The organism is Ferrimonas pelagia, assembly GCF_039543565.1.
Taxonomy (GTDB): domain Bacteria; phylum Pseudomonadota; class Gammaproteobacteria; order Enterobacterales; family Shewanellaceae; genus Ferrimonas; species Ferrimonas pelagia.
Genome location: NZ_BAABJZ010000089.1, coordinates 1 through 17,826, shown reverse-complemented (window position 1 = coordinate 17,826; position 17,826 = coordinate 1). Strand labels below are relative to the sequence as shown.

The 17,826-nt window shown below is 49.4% G+C and carries 23 protein-coding genes and 1 rRNA gene; 4 read left to right on the top strand and 20 right to left on the bottom strand.

Going from position 1 to position 17,826, the window contains the following annotated elements; all coding sequences use genetic code 11:
* Positions 1-6: 6 nt before the first annotated feature.
* Both ABEA08_RS14130 and ABEA08_RS14125 read right to left on the bottom strand, forming a co-directional pair.
* Positions 7-597 (bottom strand): LemA family protein, encoded by a 591-nt coding sequence (locus ABEA08_RS14130; protein ID WP_345335982.1) that lies wholly within the window; start codon positions 595-597, stop codon positions 7-9.
* Between the two features lie 285 nt (positions 598-882).
* Positions 883-1,398, bottom strand: coding sequence for a GNAT family N-acetyltransferase (locus ABEA08_RS14125; protein ID WP_345335981.1), 516 nt, complete (start codon positions 1,396-1,398; stop codon positions 883-885).
* Positions 1,399-2,166: 768 nt separating this feature from the next.
* Between ABEA08_RS14125 and ABEA08_RS14120 the strand changes: the two genes are divergently transcribed.
* Positions 2,167-2,886, top strand: a complete 720-nt coding sequence (locus ABEA08_RS14120) for a hypothetical protein (protein ID WP_345335980.1) — start codon at positions 2,167-2,169, stop codon at positions 2,884-2,886.
* Between the two features lie 331 nt (positions 2,887-3,217).
* Here the strand turns inward: ABEA08_RS14120 and ABEA08_RS14115 are convergent, their stop codons facing one another.
* The 10 genes from ABEA08_RS14115 to ABEA08_RS14070 all read right to left on the bottom strand — a co-directional run bounded on the left by ABEA08_RS14115 (position 3,218) and on the right by ABEA08_RS14070 (position 9,246).
* Positions 3,218-3,451 (bottom strand): hypothetical protein, encoded by a 234-nt coding sequence (locus tag ABEA08_RS14115; RefSeq protein ID WP_345335979.1) that lies wholly within the window; start codon positions 3,449-3,451, stop codon positions 3,218-3,220.
* Positions 3,452-3,693: 242 nt separating this feature from the next.
* On the bottom strand, positions 3,694-5,073 hold the full coding sequence (locus ABEA08_RS14110) for a zonular occludens toxin domain-containing protein (RefSeq protein ID WP_345335978.1): 1,380 nt from the start codon (positions 5,071-5,073) through the stop codon (positions 3,694-3,696).
* A gap of 1 nt (position 5,074) precedes the next feature.
* Complete coding sequence (locus tag ABEA08_RS14105; RefSeq protein ID WP_345335977.1) at positions 5,075-5,419, bottom strand: DUF2523 family protein; 345 nt, start codon at positions 5,417-5,419, stop codon at positions 5,075-5,077.
* Between the two features lie 5 nt (positions 5,420-5,424).
* The gene (locus tag ABEA08_RS14100) at positions 5,425-6,615 is read right to left on the bottom strand and encodes a hypothetical protein (RefSeq protein WP_345335976.1); all 1,191 of its coding nucleotides are present in this window, start codon (positions 6,613-6,615) and stop codon (positions 5,425-5,427) included.
* 147 nt (positions 6,616-6,762) lie between these two features.
* Positions 6,763-6,966, bottom strand: coding sequence for a hypothetical protein (locus ABEA08_RS14095; RefSeq protein ID WP_345335975.1), 204 nt, complete (start codon positions 6,964-6,966; stop codon positions 6,763-6,765).
* Between the two features lie 31 nt (positions 6,967-6,997).
* Complete coding sequence (locus ABEA08_RS14090; RefSeq protein ID WP_345335974.1) at positions 6,998-7,213, bottom strand: hypothetical protein; 216 nt, start codon at positions 7,211-7,213, stop codon at positions 6,998-7,000.
* An 8-nt stretch (positions 7,214-7,221) separates the two neighbouring features.
* Complete coding sequence (locus ABEA08_RS14085) at positions 7,222-7,533, bottom strand: hypothetical protein (protein ID WP_345335973.1); 312 nt, start codon at positions 7,531-7,533, stop codon at positions 7,222-7,224.
* Positions 7,534-7,545: 12 nt separating this feature from the next.
* Positions 7,546-8,808 (bottom strand): replication initiation factor domain-containing protein, encoded by a 1,263-nt coding sequence (locus tag ABEA08_RS14080; RefSeq protein ID WP_345335972.1) that lies wholly within the window; start codon positions 8,806-8,808, stop codon positions 7,546-7,548.
* Positions 8,808-9,011, bottom strand: coding sequence for a hypothetical protein (locus ABEA08_RS14075; protein WP_345335971.1), 204 nt, complete (start codon positions 9,009-9,011; stop codon positions 8,808-8,810). Before ABEA08_RS14075 ends, ABEA08_RS14080 begins: the two co-directional genes overlap by 1 nt.
* A 13-nt stretch (positions 9,012-9,024) precedes the next feature.
* On the bottom strand, positions 9,025-9,246 hold the full coding sequence (locus ABEA08_RS14070) for a DNA-binding protein (RefSeq protein WP_345335970.1): 222 nt from the start codon (positions 9,244-9,246) through the stop codon (positions 9,025-9,027).
* 90 nt (positions 9,247-9,336) lie between these two features.
* Here ABEA08_RS14070 and ABEA08_RS14065 point away from each other — a divergent pair, with 90 nt between their 5' ends.
* Positions 9,337-9,636, top strand: coding sequence for a helix-turn-helix domain-containing protein (locus ABEA08_RS14065; protein ID WP_345335969.1), 300 nt, complete (start codon positions 9,337-9,339; stop codon positions 9,634-9,636).
* A 162-nt stretch (positions 9,637-9,798) separates the two neighbouring features.
* Here ABEA08_RS14065 and ABEA08_RS14060 read toward each other — a convergent pair whose 3' ends face one another.
* Positions 9,799-9,960, bottom strand: coding sequence for a hypothetical protein (locus ABEA08_RS14060; protein ID WP_345335968.1), 162 nt, complete (start codon positions 9,958-9,960; stop codon positions 9,799-9,801).
* A gap of 213 nt (positions 9,961-10,173) precedes the next feature.
* On the opposite strand from ABEA08_RS14060, the gene ABEA08_RS14055 reads away from it, so the two are divergent.
* Entirely contained in the window at positions 10,174-11,169 is a 996-nt protein-coding gene (locus tag ABEA08_RS14055) for a phage integrase (RefSeq protein WP_345335967.1), read from the top strand.
* Positions 11,170-11,481: 312 nt separating this feature from the next.
* Here ABEA08_RS14055 and bamE read toward each other — a convergent pair whose 3' ends face one another.
* From bamE to metN, 7 genes are all read right to left on the bottom strand, one after another.
* Positions 11,482-11,922: an outer membrane protein assembly factor BamE domain-containing protein gene (gene bamE, locus ABEA08_RS14050; protein WP_345335966.1), complete on the bottom strand. Its 441-nt coding sequence runs from the start codon at positions 11,920-11,922 to the stop codon at positions 11,482-11,484.
* A gap of 84 nt (positions 11,923-12,006) precedes the next feature.
* Positions 12,007-12,543, bottom strand: a complete 537-nt coding sequence (locus ABEA08_RS14045) for a hypothetical protein (RefSeq protein WP_345335965.1) — start codon at positions 12,541-12,543, stop codon at positions 12,007-12,009.
* 86 nt (positions 12,544-12,629) lie between these two features.
* Positions 12,630-13,073, bottom strand: coding sequence for a DUF1198 family protein (locus ABEA08_RS14040; RefSeq protein ID WP_345335964.1), 444 nt, complete (start codon positions 13,071-13,073; stop codon positions 12,630-12,632).
* A gap of 130 nt (positions 13,074-13,203) precedes the next feature.
* Positions 13,204-13,857: an HNH endonuclease gene (locus tag ABEA08_RS14035; RefSeq protein WP_345335963.1), complete on the bottom strand. Its 654-nt coding sequence runs from the start codon at positions 13,855-13,857 to the stop codon at positions 13,204-13,206.
* A gap of 526 nt (positions 13,858-14,383) precedes the next feature.
* Positions 14,384-15,178, bottom strand: coding sequence for a methionine ABC transporter substrate-binding lipoprotein MetQ (gene metQ, locus ABEA08_RS14030; RefSeq protein ID WP_345335962.1), 795 nt, complete (start codon positions 15,176-15,178; stop codon positions 14,384-14,386).
* 76 nt (positions 15,179-15,254) lie between these two features.
* Positions 15,255-15,908 carry a methionine ABC transporter permease gene (locus ABEA08_RS14025; RefSeq protein ID WP_345335961.1) on the bottom strand — a complete coding sequence of 218 codons (654 nt, stop codon included), beginning with the start codon at positions 15,906-15,908 and terminating at the stop codon, positions 15,255-15,257.
* Complete coding sequence (gene metN / locus ABEA08_RS14020) at positions 15,898-16,932, bottom strand: methionine ABC transporter ATP-binding protein MetN (protein ID WP_345335960.1); 1,035 nt, start codon at positions 16,930-16,932, stop codon at positions 15,898-15,900. The genes ABEA08_RS14025 and metN overlap by 11 nt, the downstream gene beginning before the upstream one ends.
* A gap of 780 nt (positions 16,933-17,712) precedes the next feature.
* Between metN and ABEA08_RS14015 the strand changes: the two genes are divergently transcribed.
* Positions 17,713-17,826, top strand: a 16S ribosomal RNA gene (locus tag ABEA08_RS14015); the annotation flags it as partial.

The following is a 17,826-nucleotide window of genomic DNA, read 5'->3' as shown; positions in this document are numbered from 1 at the left end:
GCGCCTTTAGAATTGAACCTTAGGAGCGGCCTGGATCTCTGCACTGTCTTCAAACTCGAGTAGGGAGGCATCTTGGCCATGGCCGAACATGCCAGCGAAGATCACCGGTGGAAATTGCTGTTTATAGCTGTTGTAGGCGGTGACGGCATCGTTAAACGCCTGACGGGAGAAAGCGACGCGATTCTCGGTCGAGGTCAGCTCTTCCGACACCTGCATCATATTTTGGTTGGCTTTCAGATCCGGATAGGCCTCCATCACTACATTCAGCCGGCCCATCGCGCCCATCAAAGCGGATTCGCCGCCGGCCAGCTGGCCGATGGCGGCTGCATCGGTGGGGTTGGCGCTGGCGGCTTGCAGGCCGGCCATCGCCTGATTACGCGCGGCGATCACCGCTTCCAGCGTTTCGCTTTCGTGCTTCATGTAAGCCTTGGCGGTTTCCACCAGATTGGGGATCAGATCGTAACGGCGTTTGAACTGCACCTCGATCTGTGAAAACGCATTTTGGTGGCGGTTTTTTAGTGTCACCAGCTTGTTGTAGATACTGATAACGAACAGCGCGATAACGGCGAGAACCACTAACGTAATAAGGGTCGACATGACAACGTCCTGTTTAAGGGAAGAATATTGTGTCTAACAGTAGCGCCACTGTGGAACATTGAAAAGCATCGCCAGCCACAATTCCGCCGAAAAAGCACAAATAAATTAAATCTATCAGGCGCTTAATGGTCGTGCACTGGGGGCGATGCGGTCAGCTTTATCACCGGACGTTGGTGCAGGGCAATCGGGCGGCTGCAGAGCGGAACATGGCCGATAGCGGGCACGTGGGGTTGGGTTAGCGAGCAGCTTGCCTATGCTCCAAATGGCTATAGCGCGGGCTGAGGATCAGATCTGTGTACCGGCGTGCCAGCGATAGATGAACTCGGGTACTTGTGTACCACAGGGCGCATCCCAGATGGCGTTTTCAACTTGGTAGGCACCCAGCCGGGCATAAAAAGCGATGGCTTTGGGGTTCCCCGCTAGGACATGCAGGTAGAGCCCCTGAGCAGGATCCTGGTCGTTAAGCCAGCATTGGGCCTGTTGCAGCAGCGCCTTGCCTAAGCCCTGTCGGCGAAAATCCGGGTGGATATGGAGGTTCTCAACATAATGACCCAGCTTGGGATCTTGGCCGGCCTGGACGCAGATAAAACCGGCCAGCTTACCCTCCGCCATTGCTATTAGGATCAGCAGCGAGGGATCATCACAGGCCAAACGCTGTGACCACAGTGTCTGGTGTTCTTGGGCCAGTCGATGCTGTAGATAGTCCTGAGCCAGGATAGCGCGATAGTTCTCCTGCCAGCTTTGGGTGTGGAGCTGGGCTATCGCCGCTTGGTCTTGTGCTTGCGCGAGTTGAAACTGCAAATCTCTACCTCGTAGTGACGTTTGATCCGTTTTCTCTGTTTAGTAGGGTACCCCATCATTCCGAATCGTTGCTGCACACCATCACTTGCGCGTGCACTTTGTCGGCGCCTTCGTGGATTGTGAGGGCAGTGTGATCTTTACTCTGCCCTGAGATAATGAGGGGACAGCATGTTTGCTGATAACTTTCCAGAACGCCCCTTGGCCCACTCATGCGATCCGTTGGGTGTAAGGGGCGTCTTTTCGCTGAGCTGTTCGGGCAAGGATTGTCAGTCACCAGTAGGGCAGGATAAACGGTATGGTGGCCTATGGCTCAAGAGAGCTTGTGCAGTGCGCCATTGGCCACATATAACAAAAGGAAGCCGAAGCTTCTTGTTTACTGACGAAATATGATATCAGAATCAATAGCTTGTAGAGTTAATGAAAGTCAGTGGACTACATTTTGACCACGTCTCTCTAGTTGTTGTACTGGTACCGCCTACCTGAAGGGTGTCGGGGCAATGCTGCTTAGCAATAAAGCGTCCACTTTATCGGGCCAACGTCAAAGCGTCATAGTCGAGGACATCGTACGTAAAAGCTACTTGAAGAAGTTATAGACTCGGATGACAGAATAATTATCTCTTAATAAACAGTTACTTGATTTGGCACCTGCCGATTAACAATGTCCAAATCTCATTTGATTAGACTTCCACAATACAAGCTTTCAAGCTATGTTGAATCCGGTGGTGGATCTTTTTAATCATATCTTGTTGAGTTTCAATGGAGTGAACAATGGGTAACATAACTGGAATCATAGACGGTATTGATAATCAGGATGAGACTGCTGATGAAGTTATCAAGCAGTTAACAATGCTTCGCGCGTACGCAGTCGAGAAGGCAAAAAATGCGACAACACAAATTGAAGAGAGTATAAGGCTATCTGGGGACGATGAGCGAAAAAGAGTGCCTGTTGATGTGATTATTAGGTCGAAGTCTGAAGAGCACGTATTTCATAGCGAGAGTTCAAATATAGGAACCGCCGTGAGAAAATCTATATCAAACTTCATGGGCATAGCTGACGACGGTGATACATTTGTAAATGGCATATCTGGATTAGTAGATGGAGCACTTGATACAATGCTTGGGGCTGGGCATGGAATGTCTTCCGAAATGCGAGACTACTTCATAGTACCAACTGAATATGGAATGACTAGATATGATACATACCTCTATACATATGGAGTTAACACTTCGGCATTAACACAGGTATGTCAAAGTGTCGTTGTTGGCGTAATGTTCGAAAGCATCGTAGACCTATCCAAAATATCTTTCCCAACATTCATGCAAATATACAAGTTGCAGCTAGTGAAAATGGGAGTAAGTGTACAAGACCAAAAACCACTGTTAGACCTGGCTGAAAATACATTCCTAAGAATAGTTCCGAAAGAAAAAATCAGACCGAGCGCCGAATCGGTAATCTCTATTTTACCAGCTAGCAAATTTGTTAAATAGGTTGGTTGTCTTTCCCCCCCTATTAGTACAGGGGGGGCGCATACCCTGCCTGTCATATGGTGTGAGCCGGTGGCGTACGCTTTGACGGCCAATGGGAGTAGGGCGCTGAAAAGCCGTGAATTCGCTGCTGTGACGTTCTTTTGTCTAACGACCCTGGATTGACTGGCTTTGCTTGAAAGTTGTCACTGAAGAGCAGGCTTGGCAGGACGGGGTGTGGTGGACGGGTGACGTCCGATTTAGACGGGTGAGGCGGGGCTTACTGTATCACTACGACCAATAGGCGGTCTGACATGGCCTACGGCCATCGGGTGTGGCGTAGGGCATTAATGCCCTACTTGGCCTCTAAGTGACGACGACAGACCACAAAGATGGAGTTTTTGGAGGTTTTAACGGGTATGGCGCGATTGCCACGAACGACCCAGCATTGACCGTTCTTTCCTGTTAAATAGACTTCGTCATTAGCTGCGACGCTGGAAATACGAAGAAATGAATCATGGTCTCGAATAATACCGGATGGCAAAGAAGTAACAGTTTGGGCTTGAGTTAATATACGTTGTCCGTTCATAATTAATTCCCTGTCAGTTAACTTTCTATATATACATTATAATCGAGCGTGACTTATTATTGTACTTTATTTAGACTTGTTTTGATCACCTTTTGGAATATAAAGAGTCAATAACGAACTAAATGTAATAAGCGTTATATACACCGCCATTTAAAAGCCCATCGAATCCCAACCCACCACCCAACATCAAAGCGCCGTGACGTTTCGCTTGGAGCCTGCGCTACACCGTCACGGGCGCATTGCTACATTTTTATCGGGCTTTCCACATTAACCGGCACCATTTGTGCGGGTAACTGTGCCATTTGCGGTTGTTCTATTATTGGGAACCGGTCATCAAAAGGCATACAACCCACAAAACGCTCTAACTCTCCTTTCTTCAACTTGATGACGCAATCCGAATACTGGATGACGGACACGCCGAAAAAGGCCAAGTCTTTTGATGTCACTGGAAACACATCGTGTTCGGTTACCACATTAAATAATGTGAGCCGCTCAAACCGGTTTGATGACCGGACTTCGGAATAGCCGGTGAAGTAGATCTCTTTGTATGGCTTAACCGGGTAAAACGATGCTAAGTAAGCAGGAGACCTAAGAGCCGTAGGATCACCCGGAGCACTATCACCCCGATAAGAAAGGCCAATAGGATCTTGCCACCCTTGGTCAACACGTTGACCAGGGGGGCTAACATCCGTTTGCATCGATGAAGCCACGGGCGGAGCAACGGCAGTAGCCGGTTTCTTGTCGTCAGTAAAAACACCAATAAGAAACCAAACAAAGTACGCAATGGCCGCGACACCGCCGACCAGAGAGAGCACCACGCGCGGCGAACTGAGGATCGAGGTTTGCGCACCGCTTTTCGTAACTTGCCCCGTACCTGTGGAGCTATAGAGAAGATGGACATCGAGAGGCACCTTTTGACGGTATGTGAAATCCCCTTTGGCGGGATCAGAAACGGTTTTGGTCGGGTGATGCTCAAAGATCCGGGGCTTGCGCCGTGTCAGGCTAAAGGAGTCTTTCGAGCGGTGTTGTTTGGCGATCTCGGCCACACCCTTCACTTCACTTGGGATCTGCTTAAAGTCCGGCGTACACATCACCAGATCCCAGTTGTATTTGCGGTGACGCATACACGCGCCGTTGAAATCGAACGGATACAGCAAGCGGCCATTGTCATCAAACTGCGTGCGGCCGGTGTCATCGAGCTCACCATCATCGATGGACTCGACCGGCACCCAGCGGCTATAGAACAGCGTTTTGTGGTCAGGCGGTAAGTGATGAAGAAAGTTCTCGACCGGCTTGGCCGGGTAACTCACCATCTTAAAGCCGGTGGCCGCGCCGAAGATGTCCTGTGCCTCATCGAGCAGCACGAAAGCGCCGATGGGGAGCCAGTTATACCAGTTACGCCAAAGCTCAATGCCTTCACTGTTTCGCGAACTGATCCGCACTAGCTTGGTGGACTCAGGGAACCGGGTGTTGAGCCGTTTCTCTATGATGTGAAGCGGCTGCATCCCCTCGACGTTGGTATAGCAAAGGCGACCGGCCTTTAATGCCGGGAGTAGATCAAACCAGATAGCCGCGGCGCTCTTGTAAGAACCGGCCGGGCCGTAGCGAAAAGAGATAGCCATATCACCACCCCATGAAGGTCAAAACGAACCGCGTAGCAATGGCATCCATGATGATGCGAATGCATTGCGGCACCCCGTAGGCATTGGCGACAACGAGTATGTTTTCAGGCAACGAGTTGAACGCCGTAGAGACAAGGCCATAGGCGTCAAAGTCCGCCAACACCTCTTGCGCGACGGCATAGCCAAATTGCACCGTGTGGATCTGGATGTTGATCCACGCAAGCACAGCCCATTTCGCCAACATGATAAAAAAGGCGTCGATAATTTCGGGTAAGAACTGAAAAAACTCTTTTATTTGAACAAAGCCGTTACCCAACCAATCAAAAAATTGAACTAACCAATCCATAGAAATCAGTCCCTTCTAAAAATGATATACAGAGCAAGCATCGTTGCCATGAAGATAAAAACGGAATACATCAGGTTCGATATACTCAGAAAGTTAGACAGCCCGCCATTAACGCGAATACCTCGAACGGTAAAAGAATCATCCACCGCTGAGCCAGCACGTAGATCTAAATCCGAGCCATAAAAGATAGAGCGAACCTCTTCTATAGCTTCATCAAGCTTTATTCGAGCACCTTCAATCTGAGCTTCGAGTTTTTCATCAGCATTTTCACCAAAGAGATCTTCATAAGACCAGCGCGACTGAGGCGCATCAAACAGACCGTAATCCGTATCACCATCACCGCCATCAGAGCCACCATCACCGCCATCAGTGCCACCGTCACCGCCATCAGTGCCACCATCACCGCCATCCGTGCCGCCACCACCGCCATCTGTGCCACCACCACCGCCATCCGTACCGCCATCACCGCCATCCGTGCCACCATCACCGCCACAGTCTTCCGTTTCAGGATCGCAAATTGGGGGCTCAGTTGGATCTACCGGATCAGTTGGATTACAGGCTGGAATATCAGGGGAATTAGAGCACTGTTCATCCGTTGGGTTGTCAGGATCAACAGGGTCATAATCATCACCATTTGAGTCATAGCAAAACGAACCACTATAAGACAACGGCCCCCACGTAAGACCATTATCAACAGAAGAACAAACAGAACCGCAGATAGCCTGGCAATGCGAATAACCCATAGCAACACATTGGTGGCCCAAAGGATTATTCAACTTCAAACCAGAGATATAATCCCCAGCGGGACAGACCTCAGAACAAAGGCCAGTGTGAGGATTAATAACTAAACCACTTGAACAAGCACCATTGTCACGATAGATATTAGCTGTTGAATAAAGGTCTCTTGAATATGTAGGGTCATAAAAAGTAAAGCGGCATTTATTAGTGGTTTCTACGTAATAAGCTGCATCAAACTTTAAATCTTGAACTTCACGACCGTTATTTCTATTTTTAAGGTTGGAATTTGAAACGACATAATTACAAATTTCATCCCTATCAACAATCTCTGAAGGCACACGAAAATTACTAGTGCTGCGAAATGTATAATCACCAGAACCAAAGTTCAACTTATGATAAGCAGTAGCAAGGGTATCAAAAGAAAGCAAAAGCAATATAAATAAACATTTATATTTCATAGAAAAAGGGCGACAAATGCCGCCCCCTCCACTTGGTTGTCGGTTAATGCGATTGCACCCCAGACACGAAGCCTTGAACGAACACCATCGAGAAGGCACAGCCGAGAAGCAGCGCATCGTAGGGCGCAAACGTAAAAACCATGCCGGTTAGCGACCCAAGAAGCGGATCAGGGCGCCGACGCCGAAGCTGATCACAGCGACACCAATCACCCCGGCCACGACAGCGCTTTGGTTGCCACTTGCCTCAGTGGCCGCATCGGAGATCGCGGTGGTGTAATCCGCAGCCATAACAACGGAAGTGGAACCCAGTGCAACTGCGCCAGTTGCCAGCTTTTTCAGAGTGCGTTTCATATCAATTTCCTTTTGAGGTTGGATGTTGCTTTTATTTGCCAAGCCAGCGAACCAGCCGACCGGCAAAGTGACCCGTCACGAAGCTGAGCAACAACAGCCCCGCAGCGGTGGTAAAAACTTCGGTATCAAATGCGCGTCCCACTGACAGAGTGAGAAAGTCCCCAGCGCCCATAATCACGTACTCGTTGCAAACCTCCGGGGCTTGGCCGTTAAGTGCGATCTGGCCGGTTTCGGCGTTGTAGGACACGCAAGCGATCATTTGGAAACCTGAAAGCCGGTCACGATGTTGCGTGCGGGGTTTTCAGGATCGGGGTTCATCTCCAAATCCAGCAATTGCGGGAGTTTGGTTTCCGCCCGGAAGCGCGCCATCAAAGCGGGGTCGTTGTACATGTTGACCGACTTCTCTTCGACGCCATGGGCTTGGATATTGTGATCCCCTTGGATGAAGTCCTTAGCCGGAACCAGATAGGTCACGGTTGAGAATTCGTAGGGCTTGGCCGTGCCGGTTTTGGTGGACACACCTTTACCGATACGAACGGACGAAACGAGCGCTTTAATGGTGGACATGTTGGTTTCTCCTTAACCTGGTACTGGGGTAAATCCATTGGGTTTATATCTGGGCTCTGGTGGCGGCATCGGCATCAGTAGCCGTTTGGGGATCTCGTGTTCGTCGAGGTGACGCGTTAGACGTTCAAGGATCTGGTCTGAACTCATGCCGACCTGCTTCATGCAGTTAACGAGTCGGCCCATCTGCTTTGCACCGTGCTCCACCGCTTTTTCAAAGGTGATTCTGGTGTTGCGACGTATGGTCTCCACGCGATGCTGGACTTCGTTAAGGAAGGCCATGCACGGGTAGGCTCCGGCGAAATACTGCGAGGGCTTGAGCAGCACTTCGAGCGGGATAATGCGGTCTTGGTTACGCAGTTCCAGTTCATGACGCACCCAAGGTGAGCCGGTATCACCGAGTTGTTTGCCTTTCTCATAGGCGCGATACAACTTGCCGGAGGAACGGGCGCCGACGTAGAAGCTACGACCGAGATCCGGTGTGAACTTGTAAGCGGGTAAACCGGCAGCGACTTCGGCTTTACCGTTGCCCTGCATGTGACCCGATTCGATGTAGGTGTAGCGGGGTGGCTTGTTGGACAACATAAAGCCTTTACCCAACCCGGAGTTTTCGGCTTGTTGCTTGGCCCAGTCGATGGAGCGTTTGCCGGTTTTGTCATCGTGGGCAATATCGACCCGCGTGATTTTGACGGCGGGGATCTTGCGGATCAGATGATACAGCTCGCGCATATCGATGGACTGACAGCCGGTGCCGGTGAGTGACACCATGCAACCGAGGTTACTGCCACCCCAGCAGATCAAACCGGCTGGGGCTTCACCGATTTTGAGGTTGGCGGAATAGGGATACTGAAAGCGGCCTTTGTCGTTCTTGCGCACCGTCCATTGGGCATCGTAACGGGTCGAAAGGCCAAGATTGATATGGTCGATAAATTCATCGATTGCGCCACGACACACGGAGTCGATAAGGCCATAGCCGAAGTGTTCGCACAGGGCATCGAGCGCTTCGTAATAGGGCAAGCCTGTTGCGGCAAAGTTCTCTACTTTGAGTTTTCGCGCCAGCTCTTCATGGGCCAGTTCGTCGATTTGCTGGTGGTACTGCTTATCCCAGTGCTTTTGACACATGGGGCTTTCAAATTCGCGGCGGTCTTTCGGACTTTGCACCATGACGCCAATGCGGGCCAGCTCTTTGATGTGGTACAGCTCTTGGGGACACCAAGTAAAGGTGAGGTAATCAATACTGGCTATCGGCAGAACCTGCTTTGTCGGACGTAATTTCATCAGCAAGCCCCCCGGTGGAAAGCGCCGGACTCATAGAGCTCAGTCCAGTTTTCGTCTGTCACTTCGGAAAGCTCGAACGCTGCGCCGTAGAGTTCGGTGCAATAGGCTTCGAGTTCATGAACGCTGGAGTACATCTGGGTTTCGCCATACAGCATGGCGGAGACTTCACCCCAAGGTTCCTTTTGGAAGTAGACAGTCAGCATGATTAGCCCAGCCCTACGCGACTTTCACTGAGTAGCCGATCTGCGAGGCAGCTTCGTCAAACAGAGCTAACATGTTGATGAAGGTGCGCTCATTCGGCTTGGTTTTGGATTTGATCGGCAGTTGGCCGCGATAGATCTGGCCTTGAACCGCACGGATACTCAGGCCAACACGTTTGGCATACTCCTCAACTGTGAGGAAGGGCGTATCTAATTGAATTGAAAGGGGCGTAGCCATAGTGATAGCCTCGGTAAGTTTGAAAACAAGTGTCCAAAGCACCTTGGTTCGCTGCAACGAACCATGCCGTTAACGAGAGGTTAGTTCGTCGTGACGAACCATGTCAACGATTTAAGTAAAAAAATTAAGGCGATACGTGAGGCCGATGGCGTGTCACAGCCAGTTTTTGCTGAAAAAACAGGCATTTCGATAAGTTCGCTAAAAAAGATCGAAGCTGGGTATACCGGAGTGGGGAGCGAGACTCTTGTGAAGCTGACGATGCACCCTGAATACGAAAAGTACACTTTGTGGTTGATGACCGGTAAGGTCGCACCCGAAGCGGGCCAGATCTCGCCTGATATAGAGAGCGTAGGAGGTATTGCCTCGGATCAAGCATCCAAGGCGGGGTAGTAGCGTATCAAGTGCTAACGAGGTGGCTATTAAGGGATTAAGGCACCTATATCAGCGTATGAGAATTTGATGCGCGGGACAATGCATATCTTTGCGCATTATTCTATTGTGTCCTTATGCACCAACTGTCTACATAAACGTATATAGACAGTTGGCTGAGGACTAAATTTTTATTTGATTTCTACATCCGTTTTTCTCACGCGTGATTTTTTGGTGTGATGAAACCCAGTGGCTATCGTGCTTTTTCGTGTCAACGCCACACCCTGTTTTACCGCCTTTATTTCCTTGGTGTACAACCCCTGTTGGTGTATGTTTTACCGCCATGTTGCCTCCTGAGTCATATAGATTATTTAGTCATTTTATTTGTGTGACACTAATAAGGAATGGTCAATGTAGTAGGGTGGGAAATTGAATGAAGCTTGATCAAATAGCTTGCTCAGGCCGACGTTATGTTTTAGCTAATATCCTTCCCCCCCTTAACTCTACTCAGCTCTTCGACTAGATAAAACCTATCGACAACCGACTGACACAATAAACATGAAAAAACTGGATAGTGGCAAGTATCAGGTAGATATGTATCCCAATGGGCGGCATGGCAAGCGCATTCGTAAGGTGTTCGCGACGGCAGGGGAGGCGCGACGGTTTGAAAACTGGGTAATAGCTAATGCAGAGCGTAAACCTTGGGAAGTGGCGAAGGGGGATAACCGGCGTTTGAGTGAGTTGGTCGCCACTTGGTACAAAATGCACGGCAAGACCTGCATTGATGGCAAGGCGATGAATCGCAAGCTGGAGAACATGACTAAAGCGATGGGCGACCCGTTGGCCAGAACCTTCAATCGTAATCTCTTTGCTGAGTACCGGAAGGGCCGTCTTGAGAAAGTCGCGGTGAGGACGGTAAATACTGAGCGTGAGCTACTGGCGATGGTGTTCAACGAACTAATCCGGCTTGGAGAGTGGAAGTTGGATAATCCCTTGCGCGGGATGAAGTCGCTGAAAGCGAAAGAGCGGGAGATGGGGTTTCTTACCAGTGAGCAAATCCCCAAACTATTGGATGCTTGTGCCAAAAGTGATAACCCAGATCTGTACACGATTGTTGAGTTGGCATTGAGTACCGGGTGTCGTTGGAGTGAGGCGGCCAACTTAGGACGCACTCAGGTACACAACGGACGGGTGACATTCATCAAGACCAAGAATGGTAAGCACCGGACAGTGCCACTGTCGGACGATTTGTTCCAAAAGCTGGTGAGTTACAAGTGCCAGGACGGCAGCTTTGGTGAGCGTTTGTTTAGTTGCCACCACTTGGCATTCCATCGCGCGCTAGCCGAAACCGATATCGTCCTCCCAAAAGGGCAGGCTACCCACGCACTGCGTCATACCTTCGCAAGCCACTTCATGATGAACGGCGGCAACATCGTTGTCCTTAAAAGCATCCTTGGACACTCCGACCTGAAGCAAACCATGCAGTACTCACACTTCAGCCCCTGTCACCTGCAGGAAGTAGTGAGGTTTAACCCTTTGGTCCGTCTTGGTTAGGGATCAGTCATAGCGACCAAACTGTCTTCCACATGGTATGCCGACGCAATCACCATCCCGTTTTTGTATCTGGATAGTTTCAAAAAAAATAGCTTGGACACGTTATCCTGAGTACAAGTTGAGCAACGACGGCCTATGACACTAAAGGGCAGCGGACACCCACAGCGGCTGTTCAAACTGTCTAAGAGTAACGCCGCGTTAAGTGGTGAGCAATGCTACCACCCTACCTAAACCGTTTGTGCCGTAAACACTAAAGCTGAATCAAACCGAAAATGCCAAGCGTTGGGAATCCGTCTATCCTTATTCGTTAGGTTAATTCTTATAGGTACCCATCTTAGCTGTTAGCTTACAGTCTCCATAACCACCCGCTGCTACTGTTGCTTCGGTAGGTGTTTGCGTATGCTGGAAAACAACATCAAGCCACGACACTGTGTAGTTAGACATTGTAGATACAACATTGTCTTTGAATGAAACTACTACGTATTCATCTGCGAGCTCACCAGTTTTGCAGTAATGCCACTCTTCAGACGAATCAAGAATTTCCTTTAGTGTAGGATTACCAAATACATTGGTAACTTGTTCTTTATTCATACCACGCTCGACCAATAGAGATTTAGCTAAATCTTGCTGTGTATAAATACCTAAATCGACTGGTTCTGGCAGTTTTTCTCCAGGCAATGTCATTGCTATGATTGCTATCAAGAGTGCAACGTTTAGCGCTGCTGAAACATATAGTGATTTAATTTTTTTCATTATTATCCTCGATTAACCTAACGCTAAAATAAGGGGCCGGCGGTAGCCGAACCCGCCTGCTTGCAAGCAAACTTCATTTCCTTGTTAAGTGCCTTCATTTGGCATTCCAAACAAGTCTCTTTCAAATGCGATTTTACCAATCCGGGATTGCTCCTCTCCAACCAAGACAATTAAGTTACTTGTAAGCTCTAGAGCCCATTGCACTTCTTCATGATCGTAGGGGTAGTAAGGGTTTCTTCCTATTGCCAAGGGACTATTAGTGTAGTGTTGGTAATTTCGAGATACAGCATCCGAGTGGGCAATAGCAGTATTCCTTTTAGTTTTTATTCTTTCATGGAGTTTCTGAAGTCTACTGTCCTGCTTTCGAATGATGCTTGCTCGAAACTCACCAAATTTATTACTAACTTCCCCCCTAAATGAATCATCAACCGTATTCGAGGAGTTGAACACCCTTCCATAAGAGATAATGAAAGCTACAAAGAGAGACTCATATACTACTCGTTCATCGGAGAATGATTCCCCCATCGGATTTTTTAACATCATGCGGCAGTAGCTTTGACAACGTAAAAGGTCATCTAAAGCCATTGTAATTCGGTCATGATAATAGCGATGATTCGTCATCTGTCCTCTTTGTCACTTAACACTCCCAACAGGGGCCGAGCGTAGCGAGATCTCGCGTACGGAGTGCGCATTTCTGATGCGACATGTTATATAAGCGTTTGGTTGTGCGCTGACACAAAATCTTTAAAAACACCAGGGTCGACTTCAAAAAAAGTTTCAAACATCTGACGTTCCTGCGCTGTTATTTCGGCTGAGAATCCACAATCTGTAAGCCGATTAGCCCACCAGCCCAAATTGTTATCGTGAGGATTCTTCAGTATTTGATAAATATAAAACGTCTTAACTAATGGGCTCATCTTCTCGAAGTTGCCATGTGAACGAACCACAGATTCGCAAAAAAAGCGCTGCCTCGTTGTATTCCCTGGCCCCGCACATGGATCAGTTCGCATTGCGCCTATACACTCCGTAACCATAGAGTCTTTGATATTGAGGCTGTAACCGATGATTTTCGAAGCTTTCCTGATCTCACCTGAGAGAGCACGGTATATAAAGTAAACCCCAATAGCCACTGCAACCAGAATCCATTCCATCCTATTTTCCTTCTCTATTGCCCGACAGCTCGGAGCTCATATAACGCCGCATTAAGCGGCAAAAAATAGTTGGTTATAATTTGTGAGGCACGAACAAAACCAACTGTTTTTTGTCCGTTTAAATGCCTTGTTATATTTTTTTAAAGGCTGACTGCACTTCTTCTACTGTATACGGCGGGTTTCTTTTATGCACAACCCTATGGCAATTAGGGCACAGTGGAACTAAATCAATGATTGGGTCAATTTGATAATCAACACCAATTTCAGAAATAGGTTTGATATGGTGAACCTCAATAATACCTTCAGCAATTTCTCCATAAAGTTCACCCATATTATTTAAACAGCATTGACATGTTAATCCGTGGTGCTCGATACAAGCAGCACGAGCATATCGATTTCTTTCAAATTTATTGACTTGAATTTGAACCTTTTTTCCTTCCCACAAAGGAGTGCCGGTTTCAATTTCAGGTAATAGAGCTGACTCTTCATTTACAATATTTAATACTTTTTCATGCAATTCAGGTTCACTTAATTTTTTAAGAGAATCATTAACTTTTACACGAGAGGATCTCTTCTCTGCGCCTTTATAACCGGCTCTATGTGGGAAAAAGGCATCATATTCATCTCGCAGTCTCTTCAATGAACTGTCTGGCATTGAAAAGAATCTAGAGTAACTAATAAGTAAATTCGTCATATTTTTATTAGGCTCAAGATTTTTATAAGAATCTGGAAATTTTGCCAAATAGTAGGCAACGACATGTGCTTCTTCTGGGATATGAGCCATTGGGATCTCCTACACTATGAATAAAAATATAACAGTGGTGTTATCGCGCCTGTTGGCGCCTTTACCGTTGCTTTAACACCGGCGAAAGTGAGACCAAGCTAACAAGAGATCTCTATTCAATCAATCCCTTAGGTGTCGATTGAGACTGTCTTTTGTGCGAAACAGAGAATCCATCCGGTGAAAGTGAGCCTGAGAAAACGAATGGCTGGTTTAGCGCCTTACCGAGCGTTCACCGTAACGAATTTTGAGTGCGACTACGCACCAGTTTGACAGGCTGCAAGCGCCCCGAACCAATCATCCGAAACACCCTTTTGTCTCCGAAAGTAGAGGCGATTCACTACTTAGGTTTACTTCACACCTCACGAGTTCTGACTACAAGCTGTCTGCGTTGCCGTGAAATGGTGCGATTCGGTGGGTAGGGGTGAGGTCAGGAAGTGCAGTAAATCAGTGCTTTGCCGATAGACAGGCAAACAAAAAGGAAGCCGAAGCTTCCTTTTTTGGTGCTGAGGGCGTTTGCCGCCTTTGATTACCAGCCTTTGACGATGTTGCCGTCAAACAGCTCCAGCGCTTTGGTGTAAACCGCGTCGGATTGGTAGGCGGTAATGAACTGGGCGATGCGCTCGTCGTCTTTGTTGCTGTTGCGGGCCACGATCAGATTGACGTATGGGCTCTCTTTGCTTTCAACAAACAGGCCGTTCTCCTCCAGAGTCAGGCCAGCTTGCCCGGCAAAGGTGTTGTTGATCACGGCGAAGCTGACGTCCTGCAGGGCGCGTGGCAGTTGCGCCGCTTCCAGCTCCAGCAACTGTAGATCTTTCGGGTTGGACACGACATCACGTGGTGTGGCGTTGATCCCTGCGCCTTCTTTCAGCGTCAGCAGACCTTGCTGCTCCAGCAGTACCAGAGAGCGGCCCAGGTTGGTTGGATCGTTCGGCAGCGCCACTTTCGCGCCATCGGCCAGCTCGTCCAGCGACTTGATGCTGTTGGAGTAGGCGGCGATCGGGTAGACGAAGGTGTTGGCAACCGCAACCAGATCATAACCGCGGGCTTCCACCTGACCTTCGAGGTACGGCGTGTGTTGGAAGGCATTGATATCGATGCTGCCATCGTCCAGCGCGGCATTCGGGGTAACGTAGTCGGTGAAAGGCACGATCTGCACGTTCAGACCGAACTTGTCTTTGGCGATCTGCGCGGCCACTTCGGCGACCTGCGCCTCAGGACCGGCCATGGCGCCCAGCTTCAGGGTGTCGGTATCGGCGGTGCCACAGGCAGACAAGGCTAGGGCAGTGGCGGCGGCGAACAGTGCGCGAATGGTCTTCGTCATGAGGGTATTCCTTATCGTTATTTTGAGCTTGAACTTTTTATTGTGAATTCGGTGTTGTTTGGATCTTGAGCTGGCGCTATCTGTGGTCTATGCGACGGACTAAGGCATCCCCGGCGGACTGGATGGCTTGCACCAGCACCAGCAGGATGACGATGGTGGCGAGCATGACGTCCAGCTCGAACCGGTAGTAGCCGTAGCGAATTCCCACGTCGCCCAAACCACCGCCACCGACGGCGCCAGCCATGGCGGAGTAGCTCACTAACGTGACCAGCGTGATGGTAATGCTGTTGATGATCCCGGGCAGAGCTTCAGGCAACAGAACTTTGCCGATGATCTGGCTCGGTTTAGCGCCCATGGCTTGTGCGGCTTCCACCAGTCCGGCGGGCACTTCCATCAAAGCCCCTTCAATCAAGCGGGCGATGAATGGGATCGCACCGACGGTCAAGGGAACGACGGCCGCCATGGTGCCGATACTGGTACCAACCAGAATCCGGGTGAACGGGATGATGGCAACCAACAATATAATGAAAGGCACCGAGCGTCCGGCGTTCACAACGATCCCCAGAGTTCGATTCACCACGGCGTTTTCCATCAACTGACCGGTCTTGGTCAAATGCAGGATCACGCCCAGCGGAATGCCAGCCAATGCGGCAATGAGGCCAGATAGAAAGACCATTTGCAGTGTTTGTAGCGTGGCGCCCCACAGCAGGGGGATCAGATCACTGGACATGGCCAAGTACCTCAACGTCAATATTGTGTTCAATTAAGTAGCTTTGGGTTTCTTTGATGGCGTTGGGTTGGCCGACTAATTCAGCCAACATCAAACCAAACTTGGTCCCGCCGACGTATTCCATCTGAGCACTGAGGATGTTCACATCGATGCCGAAGCGCTTTGCCGCTTGGGTGATCACCGGTGCATCGACGCTGTCGCCGCTGAAGCTAAGACGAACAACCGGTCTGCTGTTGTCAAATTGCGCATCATGCAGCGCCTCGCGGTAGCTGTCTGGCACATCTAGGTGCAGCGTCGAGCGGATAAAGCGACGAGCCAGCTCGGTTTTTGCGTTGGCAAAGAACGGACCGACCTCATCTTGCTCGATCAGATGGCCTTGATCGATAATGGCGACGCGATCGCAGATCTGCTTAACCACTTCCATTTCGTGGGTGATCAGCAAGATGGTCAGGCCCAGCTTTTGATTGATCTCTTTGAGCAGCTTAAGGATGGACTTGGTGGTCTCGGGGTCCAGCGCGGAGGTGGCTTCGTCACACAACAGCACCTTCGGGTTATTGGCCAGTGCTCGAGCGATGGCGACCCGCTGTTTCTGGCCGCCACTTAGGTTGGCCGGGTAGCTGTCGGATTTATCCGGAATGCCGACCAATGTGAGCAGCTCATTAACTCGCTGTGCGATGTCGGCTTTGCTCGCGCCTGCCAACTCTAATGGTAAGGCAATGTTTTGCGCTACAGTGCGGGAGGCCAGCAGATTAAAGTGCTGGAAGATCATCGCGGTTTGCTGTCGCTGCAGGCGCAATTCGGCCGGCTTAAGTTGAGTCAGATCGGTACCGTCGATGATCACTGCACCGCCGTCCGGACGCTCCAGCAGGTTGACGCAGCGGATCAGGGTACTTTTACCTGCGCCCGAACTGCCGATGATGCCGAAGATGGTGCCAGCCGGTACGTGCAGATCCGTCGGCTTCAGCGCTGGGATCACTCGATCCCCTTGGCGGAATGTCTTGTGGATGGCTTGTAGAGTGATCATACAGGTCGTTGCCTTTGATTATTGTTCTTGTGGGCCGTGGCCCGATGACCGCAGAGTAACTAGACGTCCAGAAGTCTGTCAATGGACATTTAGACATTTAGCCGTCCAAATGTGGCGTTTGCGCAATTGCTGAGCATATTTGCTCGGTATAAAGAAGATCGAGCCTTAGCGCGTAACCATTCCAGTCTTCTCATCTGTGACATGAGAATTTGAGAGCAGATGGTTTTTAGCGGTTTCATCGTGTCACTGCGTGCGCTTAGTTGGATAAAGCCCATGTGTAAGATATTGATGAAGAGTGTAAAAGAAAGGGTGTTGAGGCAATAGGAACGAGCGGTGAAGTGCCATAATGCCGGACGACAGTAATAGGAAGAGAGATAGCGATTGGTTAAATGCTGCGCAAACGGTTCGTGCGTCGGTAAATTGATGTTGCAAGGAAAAATACACGCCCTATAATGCGCTCCCTGTCGACGGGGCAATGCGAAACAAGATTCGCGTTGCTAGCGGTACACCGCTTACCGACGACACTGTTAATCCTTAATGAAATCAAGGGTTGACGGACACAAAATGATGTGTAGAATACGCATCTCGCTTCGGGAACGAAGTGTGCTCTTTAACAATTTGTCAGACAATCTGTGTGGGCACTCACGCAGGATTGAGAAATCATCATTTCTTAATGCCTACTGAGTGACTATACACGTCAATTTGATTCCACTTTTTAAAGTGGAGACGAAAAATCAGTATTCATTGAGTAGTTCAGCTTGCTGAACAAAATCAAATCTTTAATTGAAGAGTTTGATCATGGCTCAGATTGAACGCTGGCGGCAGGCCTAACACATGCAAGTCGAGCGGAAACGAAGAGTAGCTTGCTACTCTGGCGTCGAGCGGCGGACGGGT